15 protein-coding genes are annotated in these 18171 nt (G+C 73.5%); 4 read left to right on the top strand and 11 right to left on the bottom strand.

All coding sequences use genetic code 11. The features are described from left to right. The first annotated feature begins 49 nt into the window (after window positions 1-49). Window positions 50-652 (top strand): TetR/AcrR family transcriptional regulator, encoded by a 603-nt coding sequence (locus AB7J25_RS03175; RefSeq protein ID WP_428504799.1) that lies wholly within the window; start codon window positions 50-52, stop codon window positions 650-652. Between the two features lie 40 nt (window positions 653-692). Beyond that, window positions 693-1325, top strand: a complete 633-nt coding sequence (locus AB7J25_RS03170) for a class II aldolase/adducin family protein (RefSeq protein ID WP_428504797.1) — start codon at window positions 693-695, stop codon at window positions 1323-1325. A gap of 102 nt (window positions 1326-1427) precedes the next feature. Here the strand turns inward: AB7J25_RS03170 and AB7J25_RS03165 are convergent, their stop codons facing one another. The 5 genes from AB7J25_RS03165 to AB7J25_RS03145 form a co-directional block, all read right to left on the bottom strand. Then, entirely contained in the window at window positions 1428-2468 is a 1041-nt protein-coding gene (locus tag AB7J25_RS03165) for a hypothetical protein (RefSeq protein WP_428504795.1), read from the bottom strand. A gap of 189 nt (window positions 2469-2657) precedes the next feature. Beyond that, entirely contained in the window at window positions 2658-3719 is a 1062-nt protein-coding gene (locus AB7J25_RS03160) for a hypothetical protein (RefSeq protein WP_428504793.1), read from the bottom strand. Between the two features lie 25 nt (window positions 3720-3744). Then, a complete protein-coding gene (locus AB7J25_RS03155; protein WP_428504791.1) occupies window positions 3745-4503 on the bottom strand; it encodes an SDR family NAD(P)-dependent oxidoreductase in 759 nt (252 codons plus the stop codon). Window positions 4504-4507: 4 nt separating this feature from the next. Beyond that, the gene (locus AB7J25_RS03150; RefSeq protein ID WP_428504789.1) at window positions 4508-5389 is read right to left on the bottom strand and encodes an alpha/beta fold hydrolase; all 882 of its coding nucleotides are present in this window, start codon (window positions 5387-5389) and stop codon (window positions 4508-4510) included. A gap of 2 nt (window positions 5390-5391) precedes the next feature. Beyond that, window positions 5392-6135: an SDR family NAD(P)-dependent oxidoreductase gene (locus AB7J25_RS03145; RefSeq protein WP_428504787.1), complete on the bottom strand. Its 744-nt coding sequence runs from the start codon at window positions 6133-6135 to the stop codon at window positions 5392-5394. A gap of 203 nt (window positions 6136-6338) precedes the next feature. Here AB7J25_RS03145 and AB7J25_RS03140 point away from each other — a divergent pair, with 203 nt between their 5' ends. Continuing rightward, the gene (locus tag AB7J25_RS03140) at window positions 6339-7412 is read left to right on the top strand and encodes a hypothetical protein (protein ID WP_428504785.1); all 1074 of its coding nucleotides are present in this window, start codon (window positions 6339-6341) and stop codon (window positions 7410-7412) included. Between the two features lies 1 nt (window position 7413). Continuing rightward, the gene (locus AB7J25_RS03135) at window positions 7414-9171 is read left to right on the top strand and encodes a thiamine pyrophosphate-binding protein (protein ID WP_428504783.1); all 1758 of its coding nucleotides are present in this window, start codon (window positions 7414-7416) and stop codon (window positions 9169-9171) included. Window positions 9172-9276: 105 nt separating this feature from the next. Here the strand turns inward: AB7J25_RS03135 and AB7J25_RS03130 are convergent, their stop codons facing one another. The 6 genes from AB7J25_RS03130 to AB7J25_RS03105 all read right to left on the bottom strand — a co-directional run bounded on the left by AB7J25_RS03130 (window position 9277) and on the right by AB7J25_RS03105 (window position 18143). Then, a complete protein-coding gene (locus AB7J25_RS03130) occupies window positions 9277-11121 on the bottom strand; it encodes a helix-turn-helix domain-containing protein (protein WP_428504781.1) in 1845 nt (614 codons plus the stop codon). Between the two features lie 2 nt (window positions 11122-11123). Further along, window positions 11124-12779 carry a PucR family transcriptional regulator gene (locus tag AB7J25_RS03125; RefSeq protein WP_428504779.1) on the bottom strand — a complete coding sequence of 552 codons (1656 nt, stop codon included), beginning with the start codon at window positions 12777-12779 and terminating at the stop codon, window positions 11124-11126. Continuing rightward, complete coding sequence (locus AB7J25_RS03120) at window positions 12776-13414, bottom strand: MEDS domain-containing protein (RefSeq protein ID WP_428504777.1); 639 nt, start codon at window positions 13412-13414, stop codon at window positions 12776-12778. Before AB7J25_RS03120 ends, AB7J25_RS03125 begins: the two co-directional genes overlap by 4 nt. 7 nt (window positions 13415-13421) lie before the next feature. Next, entirely contained in the window at window positions 13422-14816 is a 1395-nt protein-coding gene (locus AB7J25_RS03115) for an aldehyde dehydrogenase family protein (protein ID WP_428504775.1), read from the bottom strand. 12 nt (window positions 14817-14828) lie between these two features. Continuing rightward, window positions 14829-15950, bottom strand: a complete 1122-nt coding sequence (locus AB7J25_RS03110; RefSeq protein ID WP_428504773.1) for a cobalamin-independent methionine synthase II family protein — start codon at window positions 15948-15950, stop codon at window positions 14829-14831. A 189-nt stretch (window positions 15951-16139) separates the two neighbouring features. Beyond that, window positions 16140-18143, bottom strand: coding sequence for an acetate--CoA ligase family protein (locus AB7J25_RS03105; RefSeq protein WP_428504771.1), 2004 nt, complete (start codon window positions 18141-18143; stop codon window positions 16140-16142). Between the last annotated feature and the right edge of the window lie 28 nt (window positions 18144-18171).

Here is an 18171-nt window from a genome sequence, read left to right as displayed (position 1 = left end):
TGCCGTCGCCCGCAGACAAAAGCAAGAGTGCTTGCGTTAGCATGGCGCCATGAACGAGGTGCGGCGCCGTCCCGGCGGGCGCTCGGCGCGCGTCCGGCGCGCCGTGCTCGACGCCACCGTCGAGCTGCTGGAGAGGCACGGCCTGGACGGCCTGTCGGTGAGCGAGGTGGCGGCCCGCGCCGGCGTCCACGAGACGTCGATCTACCGGCGGTGGGGCACGCGCGACACCCTCATGATCGAGGCGATGCTCGACGCCGCGGGCGACCACCTCCCGGTGCCTGACACCGGGTCGCTGCGGGAGGACCTGACGACGTACGCCACGCGGCTCGCGGCCTACCTCACGACACCGCTCGGCAACGCGCTCGACCGGGCGATCGCCGCGGCGTCCGACGCCCCGGAGGCCGGCCGGACGCGGACACGGTTCTGGGACTCCCGCTCCGAGCTGTCCCAGCAGATGATCACGCGGGCGGTCGCCCGGGGCGAGCTCCCCGAGGGCACCGATGCCCGGTTCGTCATCGAACTGCTCGTCGCGCCGCTGCACTTCAAGGTCGTGCTGTCGCGCGAGCCGATCGACCCCGCGCTGCCCGCGCGGATCGTGGACGCCCTCCTCGCGGGTATCGCCGCGCAGGCCCCGCCTAGGGTCGGGCCATGACCTTCGTCTGCCCCGCGGTCCTCGCTCCGGCGGGCCTGCCGTGACCTATCCCGCCGGCGACCTGCGCGACCAGCTCGCGCAGGTCGGTGCCGCCGCGGTCGCCGCGGGTCTCGTCGTCGGCTCGGGGGGCAACCTCTCGGCCCGCGAACCGGGGTCGGACACCTGCTGGGTGACCGGCACCGGCACGTGGCTGGACCGCCTCGGGCGCGACTCGTTCGCCCGCATCCGGATCGCCGACGGCACCGTGCTCGACAGGCCGGGTGGCGTGGCGCCGTCGAGCGAGTGGCGGCTGCACGCCGCGACCTACCGGGCGCGGCCCGACGTCAACGCGGTGGTGCACCTGCACCCGCAGACCTCGGTGCTGCTGTCCGTGCTGGACGAGCCGATCGTGCTGGTCACCAGCGACCACCGCCTCTACCTGCGCGAGGTCGCCGTGGTGCCGTTCTCCCCGCCCGGCGGGGACGAGGTCGCCGACGCCGCGGCAGCCGCCTGCGCCGGCGGCTGCGACGCCGTCGTGCTCGCCCACCACGGCTGCTCGGTGCTGGGCGCGGACGTGGAGATGGCACACCGCAGGGCGTTCAACCTGGAAGAGGCGGCGCGCCTCACGCTCACCGGCCTGATGCTGCGCCGCACGCCGCCTGCCTGCCCGGCCTGGACCGGGACGACCGCCTGAACCCGGACCCGCCGTCCGCTCGAATGGCACACCAGCGGGGTCCGCCGGCCGGCGGACCCCGCTGGTGTTCATCTCGGCCGCGATGGGCCCCCGCGCGGGCGGCTACAACCCCTTGCGGACGATCTCGGCGGCCTGGCCCATGTTGCGCAGCTTGGCGAACGCGGTGGTGCGGCTGAAGTAGCCCAGCCCGCAGTCCGGCGAGACGAGCAGCCGGTCGGCGGGCACGACGTTGAGCGCCTGCTTGATCCGCGCGGCGATCTGGTCCGGCGACTCGACCATGGTGTTCTTCGCGTCGACGACGCCGACGCCGAGCACCTTGTCGGCCGGGAAGTCGCGGAAGGTCTCCAGTTCGGAGAAGTTCTTGTTGGTGAACTCCAGGTGGATGACGTCGGCGGGCGACTCCTTGAACAGCGGCATCATCGACGCGGCGTGGTCGTCGAAGACGTCGCGCTGGCCGTCCACACTGCCGTAGCAGACGTGCCAGAACTTGATCATGTGGATGCCCTCCCACAGGATCTGCTGGCACTCGATCTGCCACATGTCCGTGGTGTACGGGGGCAGCACGTCGATCAGCTGCACCGCCTCCAGGCCCATGTCCTGCAGGAAACGCATCTCCTTGTTGAGCGCCCTGGCGATGTCCTTCGCCAGCGCCACGCCGTCGCCGTAGTGCTCGTCGGCGAGGATGACGCTCTGCTGCGCGGGGCCGAGGAAGGCCACCTTGAACGGGCGGTCGGTGGCGTTCTGCAGGGCGTAGACGACGCCCTCGAAGATCGGCCGGACCCATTCGACCTTGCCGGTGACGCGGCCCTTGTAGAACGGCTGGTACTTCACCCCGTCCCCGGGCGGGCCGTAGTTGGTGATGCCGCCGAGCATCTCGGGGATGTAGTGGAAGATCGGTTCGAGCTGGAAGCCCGGTGCCTCCCACTCGTAGTACTGCGCCCCGTCGCAGAGGATGTGCAGGCCCGCCCGCTCCTGCTCGCGGGCGACGATCTTGCATGCGTCCTCGTAGGCGACCCGCAGGTTGTGGCTGCGGTAGGTCGGCTCGTACTCGCTGCCGAAGACCCGGCCCTGTAGCCAGTGCGGGCGTGGGAACGCCGACACTGCCGATACCGGGAGTAGTACGTCCTCACCACGGATCTCCACCACGACCACCCTTCGCATCGAGGGCCCGCACCGGACGCAGGGCCCCGCCTGCTGTGACCGCTGCCACAGCACCTGCTCGCACCGTGCCACGCCCCGCCGGGCCGGTCCATCGTCCGTGCAGGACAACCGGAACTGCCGGATTCGGTCCCGGCCGGCCAGATCGACCACCGGCGGGACCGGTGCCGCTGGTCAGGAGCCGGTCAGCTCGTCACGGACGATCTTCGCCCCGGCGGCGAGCGCGGCCATCTTCTTCACCGCGACGACCTGGCGCAGCGAGGCCAGCGCGCAGTCCGACGCGAGCCCGACCTGCTCGGCGGGAACGTGCTCCAGCACCTGGCGCACCCACGTCGCGATCTGCTCCGGCTTCTCCACCCGCAGGTTCTTGCCGTCCAGCGCGCCCACGACGAGGTCCTTGCCCGCAGGCCAGCCGCGCAGCGCGGGCACCTCGGCGAAGTCGTGGCCCGCCATCTCGATGTGGAAGGCGTCGCAGTCGATGTCGAACGCCCACGGCAGGAACCTGGCCGCCCGCAGCTCCTCCTGCCCCTGCTGGCCCTCCTCGTGGCCGTAGCAGATGTGCACGACGCGGCGCATCGTGATGCCGTCGAACGCGGTGTTGAGCGCCTCGACGATCCACGGGTCGTTCTCGAAGAAGGTCAGCGGCTCGGCGACCTGGACCATGTCGACGTCGCCGCGGGCCTGGATCGTGCGCAGCTCGTCGTTGAAGGCTTTCGCGACATCGAGGGAGAGGGCCTTGATGTCGCCGTCGTAGAAGCGGTCCGTGGTGATCGCCGCGAGCGTCACCGGGCCGATGCCCATGTGCAGCTTGAACGGCATGTCCGTCGCCGCGCGCACCGCCTCGATCACGGGCGCGAGGATCGGCCGGTGCCAGCGCACCGGGCCGATCGCGGTGGGCTTGTAGATCGGCAGGTCGAACGTGCCCGCCACCATGCGGTCGCCGTAGGGCAGGTAGTTCTCCAGGCGCTGGGCCATCACGTGGTGGTGCTCGGCCACCTCGTAGTTCGTCTCGTTCTCGTAGTACTGACCGCCGTCGGCGACGACGTCGAGCCCGGCCTCGATCTGGTCGCGCACAACCAGCCGCACGGCCGACCGGTACAGCTCCCGGACGCGGAAGCTCGGGTACTCGCGGGCGTCGACCCCCTCGGTGAACACCCGCCCTTCCATGAAGATCGGGCGCGGCAACGAGTTGACGATCATGGCTGGTAGCAGGACGTCCGTGTCGCGAATCCTCATCGCGATCCTCCTCGTGGGCTGGTGGCTACTGGGCGGTGACGCCGCCGTCGGCGGCCAGCACCGCGCCGGTGAAGAACGACCCGTCGGGCCCGGCGAGGAACAGCGCCGTCGACGCGATCTCCTCCGGTGTGCCGAGCCGGCCGGTCAGGTACTTGCGGGCCGTGATCGCGATCCCCGCGTCGACGTCGCCCTCCCCGCGGCGGCGGAACATCTCCTCGGGCATCGACGTGAGCACGGTGCCGGGGCAGATGCAGTTGACCCGGATCGCCGGCCCCAGCTCGGCGGCGGCGACCCGGGTCAGCGCGAGCACGCCGCCCTTGGCCGCGGTGTAGGCACCCGCCTCGGTCACCGCCATGAGCGCGGCGACGGAGGAGATGTTGACGATCGCGCCGTCGGACATCCGCGGGGCCGCGTGCTTGGTCATGAGGAACGCGCTGGTCAGGTTGACCGCCAGCACCCGGTTCCAGTCCTCGAGGGCGGTGTCGACCAGCAGCCCGCCCATCGCGAGCCCGGCGTTGTTGACCAGGATGTCGAGCCTGCCGCACTCGCCGGTGACGCGGTCGACGGCCGCGCGCACGTCCTGCTCGTCGGTGACGTCCGCGCGCACGACCAGGGCCTCGCCGCCCTTCTCCACGATCTCGTCGGCGAGTGCCGCGAGCGCGTCGGGCCGCAGGTCGACCAGCGCGACGGCCGCGCCCTCCTCGGCGAACAGCCGCGCGGTCGCGGAGCCGATGCCGCCCGCCGCGCCGGTGACGATCGCGACCTTGCCGCTGAGCTTGGGCATCCGCTCATCCCTTCAGGAAGGAGACGATCTTCGGGTTGACCACCGTCGGGGCCTCGAGGTGCAGGAAGTGCCCGACACCGGGGACGGCGTCGATGCGGTGCTCACCCGCGAAGCAGGCGCCCGCGTCCGCGTAGGCGCCGGGCAGGATGCAGCCGTCGCGCAGGCCGTGCAGGACCAGCGTCGGCACCGGCACCGGCCCCGCGAGGATCCGGTCCTGGTCGTGTGCCAGCGCCGGGTCCTGGCGCGCGGGCTGCCAGGTGTCGCGGTAGAAGTCGAGCGCCGCGGGGAAGCCTGCGGCGATGCTCTCCTTCGCCGCCGCCAGTGCCTGCCCGTCGGGCTCCCAGCCGGGCGACCAGTCCCGCCAGAGCCGCTCGACGAACGCGAGGCCGTCGGCGGGCACGACGGCGTCGGCCAGCGGGGCGACCTGGAAGAAGAACATGTACCAGGAGTTGCGCTGCTGCTCGGCGCTCGCCCGCAGGAACGGCCGGAACGCCGCGGTCGGCGGGACCGACAGCACGACCGCCCGCGACCACCGATGCGGGGCGAGGACGGCCGCACCGTAGGTCGCGAGGCCGCCCCAGTCGTGGCCGACCAGCGCGACGGGGCGGTCCGGCGACAGCGCGTCGGCGAGCGCGACGGCGTCGCGGGCGAGCGCGGCCACCTGGTAGGGCCCGGACACGACCTGCGACGGCGGGTAGCCGCGCAGCCACGGCGCCACGACCCGCCACCCGGCCGCGACGAGATCGGCGGTGAGGTGGCGCCAGGTGACCGCGCTGTCCGGAAAGCCGTGCAGGCACAGCACCAGCGGGGCGTCGCGGCGTCCCGCCTCCAGGTAGGCCAGCTCCACGCCGTTCGCGCGCACCCGCGAGGGCTCGACGGTGGCCATCGTCAGATCACGATCGTCGACGTCAGCCCGCCGTCGACGACGAGTGCCAGACCGGTGACGTAGGTGAGCGACTCCGCGGCGAGCATCGCGACGGCCTCGGCGATCTCCTCGGGCCGGGCGACCCGGCCCATCGGGATCGTCCGCGTCGCCCGCGGGCCCAGCTCCGGATCGTCGAGCCGCCATGCCGTCATCGGCGTGTGCACCCAGCCCGGGCAGACGGCGTTGCAGCGGATGCCGTCGGCGGCGTAGTCGGCGGCGATCGACTTGGTGAGCATCAGCGCCCCGCCCTTGGACGCCGAGTACGCGCAGCGGCCGAGCGAGGCGACCATGCCGGCGATCGACACGAGGTTGATCACGTGACCGCCGCCCTGGCGCAGCATCACCGGCAACACGGCGTGGCTGAGCAGGAACGGGCCGCGCAGGTTCGTCGCGAGCACCCGGTCCCACTCCTCGACCGGGGTCTCGTGGCAGCGCGTGGCGGCCGGTGAGCCGGTGATCCCGGCGTTGTTGAACAGCAGGTCGATCCGGCCCAGCTCGGCGACGACCCTCTCGACGGCCGCGGCCACCGAGGCCTCGTCTCCGACGTCGGCCGCCAGTCCCAGCCCGTCCGCACCGGCGACCGACGCCGCGGCCTCGCCGTCGAGGTCGAGCACGGCGAGGCGGTAGCCGTCCTTGCGCAGCCGGGCGCAGCTGGCCCGCCCGATCCCCGACGCACCACCGGTGACCAGCGCGATCCGCCCCGCCATCCGCCGCTCCTCCCGCCGCTGGGCCCCGGGCCCCGGCCCGGTCGTCCCTACCAACGTGGCGGAGCGGCACGGGCCTGCGGTACTCCCGCCGCGGACAAGCGGCCGGCGAATTGTCTAGCCGCCGGAGAGCATCCGCGGCCGCGCCCGTCGCCGGTAGCGTCCACGCTGGTCACGAGGCCCTGGCCTGCGAGAACGGAGGAACCATGAAGGTACGAGGCAACGATGTCCTGCTGCCCACGACGCTCGTCGGCGCATACCCCCGCCCGATCTTCATGCAGGGCCCGACGTTCGACGCCGGCGTGGACGGCAAGGAGTTCCCGACCTACCGGGCGCGGGAGCTGTACCGCGCGGCGGTGGCCCTGAGCGTCAAGGACATGGAGGACGCGGGCCTCGACATCGTCACCGACGGCGCCCAGCACTACGAGAACGAGACCGACTGGGAGCTCGCGGAGCTGTTCCACACGCTGCCGCACAAGCTGGAGGGCATCCTGCCCTTCGGCGACGACGTCGTGCTCGGCACGAACACCCTTGCGGTCTACAAGCCGACCGTCGTCGGTGAGGTCGGGTGGCGGCGGCCGATCTTCAAACCGGTGCTGGAGGCCGTGCGGGCGGCCACCGACAAGCCGCTGAAGATCAATGTCGGGCTCGGCCCGACGACGATGGCGCTGCTGTCCACCGACCAGCACTACGGTGACGTCAAGGCGCTGGCCTTCGCCTACGCCGATGCCTACAACGCCGAGTTCAAGGACCTCGCGGCACGCGGGCTGGAGCAGGTGCAGTTCGCCGAGCCGCTGACCCAGTTCGCCGGGCTCATGGAGCTGGAGAGCTGGATGGTCGACGTGCTCAACCGCTGCTTCGACGGCGTCGACCTGTACCGCGTCGTGCACCTGTGCTACGGCCACGAACAGGGCCAGCCGTCGTTCGCACCGGACTGGGTGAGCGCGCACAAGGTGTTCCCGTTCGCCTTCGACATCGACTGCGAGCAGTTCCACATCGAGATGGCCAGCCACGACTTCGTCGAGGTGGAGGCGTTCACCGGCTGGCCGCGGGACAAGGACCTCGCCGTCGGCGTGATCGACGGCAAGGACCTGCGCGCGGAGGACCCCCGCCGCGTCGCGGACTGGCTGCGCCGCACGATCGAGATCGTCCCCGCCGAGCAGGTCGGGGTCTCCACCGACTGCGCGCTCTCGTCGATCCGGCGGATCGTCGCGAAGAAGAAGCTGACGAACATGGTCGCCGGTGTGGAGATCGTCCGCGCCGAACTCACCGGCCGCTGAGATGGCGGCGACGCGGCATCCGGTCACCGACGGCCCCCTGACCGGGGGTGACCTGCTCGCCGCCACGCTGGCCGAGCACGGCGTCGAGGTCGCCTTCGGGCTGCACGGCGGGCACCTGGACGCCCTGCTGGTCGGCTGCGACCGCCGCGGGATCCGGCTGGTCGACACCCGCCACGAGGCGGTCGCGGTGAACGCCGCCGACGGCTACGCGCGCACCACCGGGACGATCGGGGTGGCGTTCGTGACCGCCGGGGCAGGGTTCACCAACTCGGTGGCCGGGCTCGGGGTGGCCTACGCCGACCGCAGCCCCGTGCTGGTGCTCACCAGCTCGCCGCCGCGCCGCGACGCCGAGGCGAACGTCCTGCAGGGCTTCCTCGACCAGGTCGCGATCGCCACGCCGACGACGAAGTGGGCGCACCGGGTCACCTCGCGCGCCGAGATCCCGCGACTGGTCGACCTCGCGATCCGCACCGCCCTGACCGGCGTACCCGGGCCGGTGCTGCTCGACCTGCCCGTCGACGTGCTGTTCGGGACGGCGCAGGCGACTCCGGTCGCGACCCGGCTGCCCTACCCCCCCGCGCCCGCCCCGGAGGGCGTGGCCGAGGCGGTGGCGCTGCTGCGGTCGGCCCGCCGGCCCGTGATCATCGCCGGCGGAGGGCTGCGGGGCTCGGCGCCGAGCGCCGCGCTCGCGGCGTTCGCCGAGCGGGCCCAGGTGCCGGTGTTCCACCCCGGCATGATCGTCGGCGCGATGCCGGCCGACCACCCGTTCAACGCCTGGTCCAGCCGCGGTCTCGGCGCGCTGGTGGCCGAGGGCAACGGCCCCGACGTCGTCCTGCTGGCCGGTGCCCGGCTGGGCTTCTACCTGGGCGGGCGCGGCGGCTCCGTGGTGCCAGAGGACGCCGCGGTGATCCAGGTCGACCTCGACCCCGCCGAGATCGGGCGGTTGCGCCCGGCCGCGGTCGGCATCACCGCCGACGCCACCCGCACGCTCGCCGCGCTCACCGAGGCCTGGGGATCCGCTCCCCCGCCGCCGGGGCGCAGCGAGTGGGTGGCGCTGGCCACCGGCGTGCACGCCCGGCCGTCGCCGTTCGCCGACGACCCGGAGCTGGTCAAGGACCGGCTGCACCCCTACCACGGCGTGCGTGCGGCGGTGGAGGCGCTGCCGAAGGACGCGACGCTGGTCGTCGACGGCGGGGAGATCAGCGCCTGGGTCGGGATGGCCATGCCGGCGGCCCGGCCGCGGCGCGCGATCGGCTGCGGCTACCTCGGCCACCTGGGCAGCACCCCCGGTCTCGCGATCGGGGCGCAGGTCGCCGAGCCGGACCGGCAGGTGGTGCTGCTCATCGGCGACGGCGGGATGGGCTTCCACCTGCAGGAACTCGACACGATGGTGCGCCACGGGCTGCCGATCGTCACGGTCGTGGTGAACAACGAGTGCTGGGGCATGTCGCTGCACGGCCAGCAGTACCTGTTCGGGCCGGACACCGAGATCGTCACCGGGCTCACCGACACCGCGTTCGACCGGGTCGCGGCGGGGTTCGGCGCCTTCGGGGTGCGGGTAGACCGGCTCGACGAGGTGCGCCCCGCCGTGCAGGCGGCAGTCGCGCACTCCGCCGCGCACGGCGGCCCGGCGGTGGTGAACCTCGCCGTGTCCGGCGACGTGGCGCACCCCGTGACGGCCGCGATGCTCGGCGTCGTCGGCACCGGCGGCACGGTGCTGCCGTACTACGACAACGTGGAGGGCGCCCAGCGACCGTAGATACGGCGCCCGCCCCACCCCACCCCCGCGCGAACGGCCCGTACGGGAGGACCTATTTCCCGTACGGGCCGTTCGCGCGGGGGGACGGGGGCGCGCGGGCGCGGATCAGGCCGGCCCGTCACCCGCGTCGAGCTCCAGCGCGCGCAGTACCGCGATCGCGAGCTGGGCGTCGAACCGGTCGCGCTGCCCCGAGAGGTCCCGGTGGGCCAGCTCCTCCACCCGGCGCAGCCGGTAGCGCACCGTCTTCGGGTGGACGTACAGGCTCGTCGCGGTGCGCGTGAGGCTGCCGCCCTCGTCGAGGTAGGTGCCCAGGGTGGCGACCAGGTCCGTGTGGTGCTCCCTGTCGTAGTCCAGCACCGCGCCGAGCACGGTGCGGACGAACCGCTGCTGGTCGGCGCGGTCGCACGGGGCGAGCAGGAAGCGCAGCAGGCCGAGGTCGTCGAACAGCACCACCGGACCACCGCCGGGTGCCTCGGCGGCGAGCGCCTGCTCGGCCTGCCGGTATGCCCCGCGCAGGTCGGCCGACCACTCGACGCACGCGCTCACACCGGCCCGCCCGACCGCGCCCGGGGCGTGCCGGCGCAGTCCGCGGACCACGTGCTCGGCGAGGGCGCGCACCGCCTCGCTGTCGTCCGCCGCGTCGTCGGCCACGTCGTCGGCAGCGGCGTCGGCCGCCTCATCGGCCGCGCCGTCAGCAGAGCCGACGGCGGAGTCCACGACCAGCGCCACGGTCGCGCCGCGGCGGCCCGCGAGCACGCCGGCCCCGGCACCGCGGGCGAGCCGCTCCGCCACGTCGACCAGCTGGTCCAGCCGGCGGGCTTCCTCGTCGACGAGTCCCCCGTCGTCGCCCGCGAGCCGCACCGGGATCGCGACCACCCGCAGCCGGGCCGGCAGCGGGCAGTCCAGCTGGCGGGCCCGGACCACGGCGACCGCCTCGTCGACGAGCCCGTCCAGGAGCTGCCCGACGAAGTCGGCGTGCACCCGCGAGCGGGCGTCGAGGACGGCGCGCTCCCGGGTCAGGTGAATCGCGCACGCGGCCACCGCCTCGGTGGCGGTGACCCGGTCACCGGCGTCCGGCACCCGGGGCAGGCACAGCGCGAGGCGGGCCAGCCGCACACCGTCGGCGTCGACGGAGCGCAGCAGGGTCCAGCGCGGGAAGCCCGGCGCGGGCGGGAGGGTGGTGTCGGACTCGCTGCGCGACCGTCGCACGTGCGCGACCACGCGGTCGCGGACGGGGCCGACCGCGCCGCACGCACCCAGCTCGTCGAGCCGGGAGTCGAACAGCACCGCGTCGCCGCCGGTGTGCGCGCAGACCGTCCCGAGCAGCTCGGCGAGCCCTCGCCCGGCCAGCAGGAGCGGGACCAGCTCGCCTCGCAGCTGCTCCCCTCGGGCGTGCACGGCGGTGCGGTCCGCCAGCTCGGCGGCGCGCCGGTCCGCCTCGGCGAGGTCGCGGCGGACGGCGTCGGCGGCCCGGCCGCGCACGATCGCCAGAGCCGCCAGGTCGGCGAGGTTCACCAGCGCCCGGGTGGCCTCCACGTCGAAGGCGCCGCGGCGCTTGCTCCACGCCATCACGACGCCGACCAGCACGTCGTCGACGAGCAGCGGCGCGCCGAGGCCGGCGACCGTGTGCTCCTCGACCAGCACCGGCATGAACTCCTCGGCCTTGATCGACCGGTCGCAGGCGTAGTCGTCGACCTTCCACGGGCGCCGGGTCTCGAGGATCCGGCCCGCCAGCCCCCGCCCTCGGCGGACGGTGAGGTTCGCCGAGTGCACCGTCCAGTCGCCCGCCCACGCGCCCATGCGGGCCGTCTCGCCCGCCTCGTCGAGCAGCAGCACGCCGGTGGTGTCCGCGCCCGCGATCCCCAGGGCGGCGTTCGCCAGCGCCGTCAGCACCGGGTCGCCCGCCGGGACGGTGACCCGGCCGGCGAGCGTCGCCGACGTCCCCGCCATCGCTAGTGGCCGTTGCGCAGCACGTTGAGGGTCTGCCACGCCCGGGTGGCGAGCTGGAGGTTGAAGCAGGTCTCCGGATCGGACAGGTCCAGCCCGGAGATCTGCCGGATACGCTGCAGGCGGTACTTGAGCGTGTTGCGGTGCACCACGAGCGCGCTGGACGTGGCGCTGTAGCTGCCGCCCCGGTCGAGGTAGAAGGCCAGCGTGCGGACGAGGTCCGCGCCGCGCTGCTGGTCGTAGGCCAGCAGGTCGCCGAGCCAGTGCTGCACGAACCGGTCGACCTCGGCGAGATCGTCCACGCCGGCGAGCAGCCGGTAGACGCCGAGGTCGTCGAAGGACACGACCCGGTCGTCCCACTCCGCGACGGCCAGCAGGCGCAGCGCGAGCCGTGCCTGGTGGTAGGAGCGCGGGAAGTCCGTGACCCGCTCGCAGACCTCGCCGACGCCGATCCGGGCGCGCCCGCCGCCCAGCTCGCGCAGGATCGCCGCGCGCAGCGCGTCCCAGTCGGCCTCGCGGTCGGCCAGCAGCACCACCTGCGCCCCGCGCGCGACGAGCAGGCTGCCTGCGGACTCCTCGCGGGCGGCGTTGCGCACCGCCTGGAACAGCACGTCGGTGTCGCGCATCCGGCCCCGGCCCTCGACGACCAGCACCCGGTGCGGGCGTTGCAGGTCGTAGCGCAGGGCGATCGCCCGGGTCAGCGCGCTCTCCTCGTCGGTGCCGGTGAGCAGCTCGTCGACGAGGTCGCGGCGGATCCGCAGCTCGCTCTCGGCGAGGCTGCGCACCCGCGCGAGCTCCATCGCGAGGATCGTCGCGCCGTGCTCGAGGGCCATCAGCTCCGGCTCACCAGCGGTCTGGCCCGGGTCGACCAGCACGATGACGCCCAGCACGTCGCCCTGCGGGTGGGCCAGCGCCACGACCCGCCCGCCGTCGCGGATCGGTCGCACCGCCCGCAACGCGCGGCGCAGCAGCTGCTCGCGGCCGACCACCGAGTCCTTCGGGTACGGGTCGGGGCGGTTCGGACCCGCCCAGGCCCGCAGGTTCCCGTAGCGGTCCTCGATCGCCACCGGCAGGCCGGTCAGCTCGTGCACGGCCCGGGCGATCCCGTCCCAGCCCTCGCCGGACACCGCCACGGCGGTGAGCCGGGCGTGGATCTCCATGCTGCGCTCCAGCGCACCCACCGTGCCGCGCAGCCGGTCGTTGACCTCGGACAGCTCGGCGGCGGTCGCCAGCTCCTGGGCGTGCAGCCGCTGGTTGGCCAGGGCAGCGCCGGTCTGCTGGGCCAGCGCCCGCAGCAGGAACTGCTCCTCCCCGCTCGGCTCGGCGTCGGCGGCGACGACGAGGTGCCCGAACGTCGCCGTCGCGCTGCCCAGCGGGTAGGCCCACGCCCACGGCGCGCCGTCGGTCTCGACGGGCCCGCCCGCGGCGTCGGGCACGCGGCCGGTCAGCCGTCCCGGTGCGTCGGCCCGCTCGATGCCGACGGCCCGGCACCGGGCCAGCGACGGCACCGCCGTGACCGCCAGGTCCAGGATCTGGCGCTCGCCCGTGCTCTCGGTCATCAGCTGCGCGAGCACGAGCAGGCTGCGCATCGTCGAGAGCAGGCCGCGGCGCAGCTGCGCGGGCTCCAGCTCGCGGGCGATCTCCAGCTCCGGCGCGCTCATGCCCGTTCGAGGAGGTACTCGTCCGGGTCGTCGTACCAGGGGTTCTCCAGCAGCTGACCGGACATCAGCACCTTGGGGTGGGTGCGCAGCATGCCGATCAGCACCTCGCCGTCGGTGAAGCGCTCCAGGTCGTAGAGGCACAGCAGCACCGACCGCGGGTAGCGCGGGGTGAACCGGTTGAGCAGCCCCTCGTAGCCGACGAGCTGGTCCACCCCCGGCGCGTCGCGCAGGGCCCAGGTCATCTCGCCGACCGCCCGCACGAAGCCGTAGCCGTCCTGGTCCAGCGCCCCGTCGAATCCGGACTCCCAGAACGTCAGCATCCGGTCGGCGAGGAACTGGCCGTCGGGCAGGTAGGCGTCGTCGCTCGTGAGCAGCTCGAACTGGCCGGACTTCTGGAACATCTCCACGTCCAGGGCCGCGGACAGCGGCCCGAGCAGGTGGGACGTCTCCGGGTCGTCCATCACGCACAGGCACTTGTCGCCCGCCAGGAGGCCCTCCCGCAGGAACGGCACCAGGAGGGCGTCGCGCTGCTCGCGGCCCCGGTAGAACGCGCAGATGTGGTCGCCGGGGGCCATCGTGACCCCGGGCGGACCCATGGTGATCTCCGAGTTGGTCACCGAAGTGGTCATGGTCATCGCCTGCTCACCGCCCGTACCGCTCGACGTGCCGGGCGAACAGCACGTCCGGATCGAGGTCGCGCGGCGTGATCGGCCGGGACACCCAGGTGAGGTTCACGAAGTGCCGCGCGTTGACGTTCTCCGTAGTGATGGTGCCACCCCACGTGCCGCAGCTGAGCGAGAGCGTGAACGGGAGCCCGTTGCGCGGGCTGCCGGCGCCCTCGTTGAGGTTCTGGTTGACCAGCACGCGGGCCGTACGGGTGCCGTACGCCAGCGCGTCGACGTGCGCGTCGTTCGCGGTGTGGATGCCGCAGGTGTGGCCGAGGCCCTGGTAGGCGGTGATCGCGTTCACCAGGTCGACGGCCGCGTCGATCCCGCCGGAGTAGCGGTAGAGCGCCAGCACGACGTTGAGCTTCTCGCCGCTGAACGGATGCGCCGGCCCCGTCCCGTCCTCGGCGACGACGAGGAACCTGGTGTCCTCCGGCACCGTGATCCCGGCGAGCTCGGCGATCCGTGGCGCGGACTTCGCGATCACCTCCATGCACGGGACCGCCCCGCCGTCGGGCCACATCGCGGCCTGCAGCCGGGCCTTCTCGTCGGCGTCGCAGACGTAGCCACCGCGCTCGCGCAGGAGGTCGAGCAACCGGTCGTGGACGTCGTCGTGCACGATCACGGCGTTGTCGGCCAGGCAGCTGGTGGCGAAGTCGAAGGTCTTGGCGATCGCGACGGCGTCGGCCGCGTCGGCGAGGTCGGCGGTCTCGTCGATCACGTGCACGCTGTTGCCCACGCCGACGCCGAAAGCCGGGGTGCCCGAGCTGTAGGCGGCCTTGACCATCGCCGAACCGCCGGTGGCGACGATGAGGTCGGCCTGGCGCATCAGCTCCTGGGTGTGGCCGATCTTCGCCTGGGGCAGCATCTGCACGAGGTCCGCCGGCGCGCCCACCTGCTCGCAGGCCTCGCGCATGTGCTCGACGACGGCGGCGGTGGTGCGTGCGCTGCGCGGGTGGGCGGCGAACACCACGGCGTTGCGCCCGGCCAGCGCGAACAGCGCCTTGACCGGCGGGGTGGCGTCCGGCCCCGTGGTGGGGATCAGCGCGGCCACCACGCCCACCGGTTTGGCGATCTTCACCAGGCCGCGGTCGGGATCGGTCTCCACGACCCCGACGGTCGGGGTGCTGCGCAGGTCCGAGAGCACCCCGAGAACCCGTCGCTGGATCTTGAAGACCTTGTCGTCGTAGTTGCCGAACCCGGCCTCGTCGACGGCGAGGCGGGCCAGCGCCTCGGCCCGGTCCTTGCGCGCCACCGCATAGGCGACGGCGTCGGTCAGCTCCCGGACGCGCTGCGCGTCCCAGCTGTCCACCACGGCCTGGGCCGCGCGCGCTCGGTCCACGACCTCCGCGACGACCTGCTCGGCTTCCATCGATGCTCCTTCCTAGCCCGCCGTCCCCGGCGCGCCGGCCAGCTCCGCCCGCACGATCGCCGCCCCGTCGGCCAGGGCGCGCAGCTTGCTCGCCGCGATGAGCCGCGGCAGGTTGACCAGCCCGCAGTCGGTGGAGAGCCCGAGCCGGTGCGCGGGCACGTACTCCAGGACCTGGCGGATCCGGTCGGCGACCTCGTCGGAGGTTTCGGTGATGGTGGATTTCACGTCGATCACGCCGGCGACGAACGGCCGGTCCCAGCCGTGCTCCACCAGCGGTTTCAGGTCCTCCGGCCCGGTGCGCCCCACCTCGTAGTTCAGCGCGGTGATCCGGGCGTCCTTGACCTGCGGGAAGATCGCCGACGCGCGTTCGGGCGTCGCTGCGCCCGCCGGGCGCCGGTCCAGCACCCAGGCGCCGAAGTCGCGCTCGCCGTGCTCGTCGAGGTAGCCGGGCGTGCCGGAGTAGTTGCCCCAGCAGGTGTGCACCCAGAACTCGCAGTCCACCCCGTCGATGGCGGTGTTGAGCGCCTCGATCTCCCAGTCGCCCATGCCGTAGGGCCAGACGAACTCGTCGAGCTGGATGATGTCCGCTCCGTTGTCGGCGAGCTCGCGGAAATCCTCGTTGAACGCCTTGGCGATCGCCCTCGCCAGCTCGCGGGTGTCGTCGTAGTAGTTGTTCGTCGCCGACGTGGCGAGCACCTGGATCCCGGCGTAGGAGATCTTCACCGGCTTCGTCGTCGCCTTGCGGGTGGCCCGCAGCGTCGCGAGGTGGAACGGGTGCTCGCGCGCGACCTCGCCGATCACGACGGGCGAGTACATCGTCGAGAAGATCGGCAGTCCCACATTGGCGCCGGAGGGCTTGAAGCCCGACATCCGGCCGTAGTAGTGGTAGATGATCTGGGCGTACGGCGAGTCGCCGCCGTACACCCGACCGTCGGCGATCACGTCGAGCCCGGCGGCCTCCTGGTCGTGCACGATCGCGAGGATCGCGTCCTCGAAGGCCTCCCGGCTGATCGCGTCGTGGACGAACTCCCCTTTGGGGAACTGGGCGAACGCATGGCCGTCGTACCAGCGGGGGTTCGGGTAGTTACCGACCATCGTGGTGGGCAGGAGGATCTCGCGCCCCGCGATCCGCATCCAGGCTCCCTCAACGTCGAGTGTGCGCCAGCTCACGCTACGCGGACCACGCGATCACGTCCTCAGACAGTCGGACCAATACCTGCGGCGGTCGTCGTCCCCGACGGACGAACCGGTCAGTAGGTTTCGCGCTGCGGAACCGCCCCGCCGTCCGAGTGTCACACGTTCAGGTGATCGCCCGATGGCGGCTCAGAGACGGCGCACCTTCCAGTCCACCGCGATCGCACCCGCGGAAGTCGCGAGTACCGGGTTGAGATCGACACCGGCGACCTGCGGCACCGCGGCCATGAGGTCCCCCACCGCCGCGACCACCCCGGCGAGCGCGGCCAGGTCGACGGGCTCGCCGCCGCGGGCGCCGGTGAGCAGGGCGTGGCCCTGCAGGGTGGCGAGCAGGTCGCGGGCCTCGGCCACGGACAGCGGTGCGAGCGCGAACGCGACGTCGGCGAGCACCTCCACCCAGATCCCGCCGAGGCCCACCATGACCACCGGCCCGAATGCCGGGTCGCGCAGGCCACCGACGGCCACCTCCACCCCGTCGAGCTGGGGGGAGACGAGCACGTCCCCGGCGGGCAGCAGGTCGGCCGCTGCGGCGCGCACCTGCGCCGCGTCGCTCAGGCCGAGGCGGACCCCGCCGCGCTCGGTGCGGTGCTCGGCGACGGCGAGCTTCACCACGGCCGGGAACCGGGTGGCCGCGGTGGCGGCCTCGTGCGGGGTGGCGCAGCGGGTCGCCGGCACCGTCGCGATCCCGAACCCACCGAGCAAGCCCGCCACCCCCACGGGGTCGTCCGCGCCCGGGACCGAGCCGGTGAACGGCGGCGGCTGCGGCGCGGGTGGGTGCACCCGCTCCCGGGCCGATGCGTACGCCCGGGCCAGGCCGACCGCGCGCGCCGTGCGGGCGGGCCACTCGAAGACCGGCACCCCGGCGGCGGCCAGCGTGTCCGCCTGCCCCCGCGACGACCGGGGCGCCACCCAGCACACGTGCACCGGCACGGCCACGCCGTCGGCCCGCAGCCGCTCGACGGCCCCGATCACGCCCGCCACGGTGGCGGGGTCCGTCGCCGCGCGCTGCAGCAGCACCGGCACGACGACGTCGACCTCGCCGGAGCGGGCGAGGATCTCGACCAGCGCCGGATACAGCTCGGCGAAGCGCGACCACACCGGCGTCATGTCCACCGGGTTCGCGGGGCTCGCGAACGGCGGCAGCAGTTCCCCGATCCGCCGCTGCAAGCCCGCGGAGAGTGCGGGCACGGCCAGCCCCTCGTCGGCGAGCAGGTCGGCGAGCTCCACCCCGGTGCCGCCCGAGTTGGTGATGATCCCGACCCGCGGGCCCCCCGGCAGCGGCTGCCCGTCGAGTGCGCGGGCCGCGTCGAGCAGCTCCTGGCCCGACCGTGCCTGCACGATCCCGGCCTGCCGGAACGCCCCGCGCGAGACGGCCTCGCCCGCCGCGAGCGCGGCGGTGTGCGACGCCGCAGCGCGCGCACCGGCCGCCGAGCGCCCCGTCCTGGCGACGATCACGGGCTTGTCCGGGGCGGCCCGGCGGGCATGCTCGACGAACGCGCGGCCGTCGCGCATTGACTCCAGCAGGAAGCACAGCGTGCGCGACGCCGGGTCGGCGGCGAGCTCGGCCAGCAGCTCGGCGATCGTCACGTCGCAGGTGTTGCCGGGAGCGCAGACCTTGGCGAAGCGGGCCTGCTCGTCCGTGGCCAGGTCGTAGATCGCCATGGCGTAGGCGCCGGACTGGCTGACGAACGAGATCCCGCCCCCGCCGCGGGGCAGCCCGGCGGCGATCGAGGCGTTCAGCGGCAGGTCGCAGTTCTGCAGGCCGAAGCAGTTGGGGCCGATCACGCGCACCGGCCCGTCCGCGCCGGAACGGGCGTTGCGCACCAGCTCGTCCTGCAGCGCGGTGTCGCCGGTCTCGGCGAACCCAGCGGAGAGCACGACCATCGCCCGCACGCCCGCGGCGGCGGCGTCCGCGGCGACGCCGGGCACCGCCTTTGCCGGCACCGCGACGACGGCCAGGTCGATCGGGCCACTGGCCCCGACCGCCGCCTGCAGCGAGTCCCCCGCCCGCAGCGCCAGCAGCTCGCCGGGGTAGCCGGCGAGGTTGCGGGCCAGCAGCGCGCCGAGCGTGCCCGGCCGCTGCGAGGCGCCGACCAGCGCGAGCCGCCGGGGGGTGAACAGGGCGTCCAGCAACCCGGGGGTCCCCGTCGAGAACGACGTT

Source organism: Pseudonocardia sp. (assembly GCF_050246655.1).
Lineage (GTDB): Bacteria > Actinomycetota > Actinomycetes > Mycobacteriales > Pseudonocardiaceae > Pseudonocardia.
The sequence above is the reverse complement of the archived record's forward strand: the minus strand, read 5'-3'. Positions and strand labels throughout refer to the sequence as shown.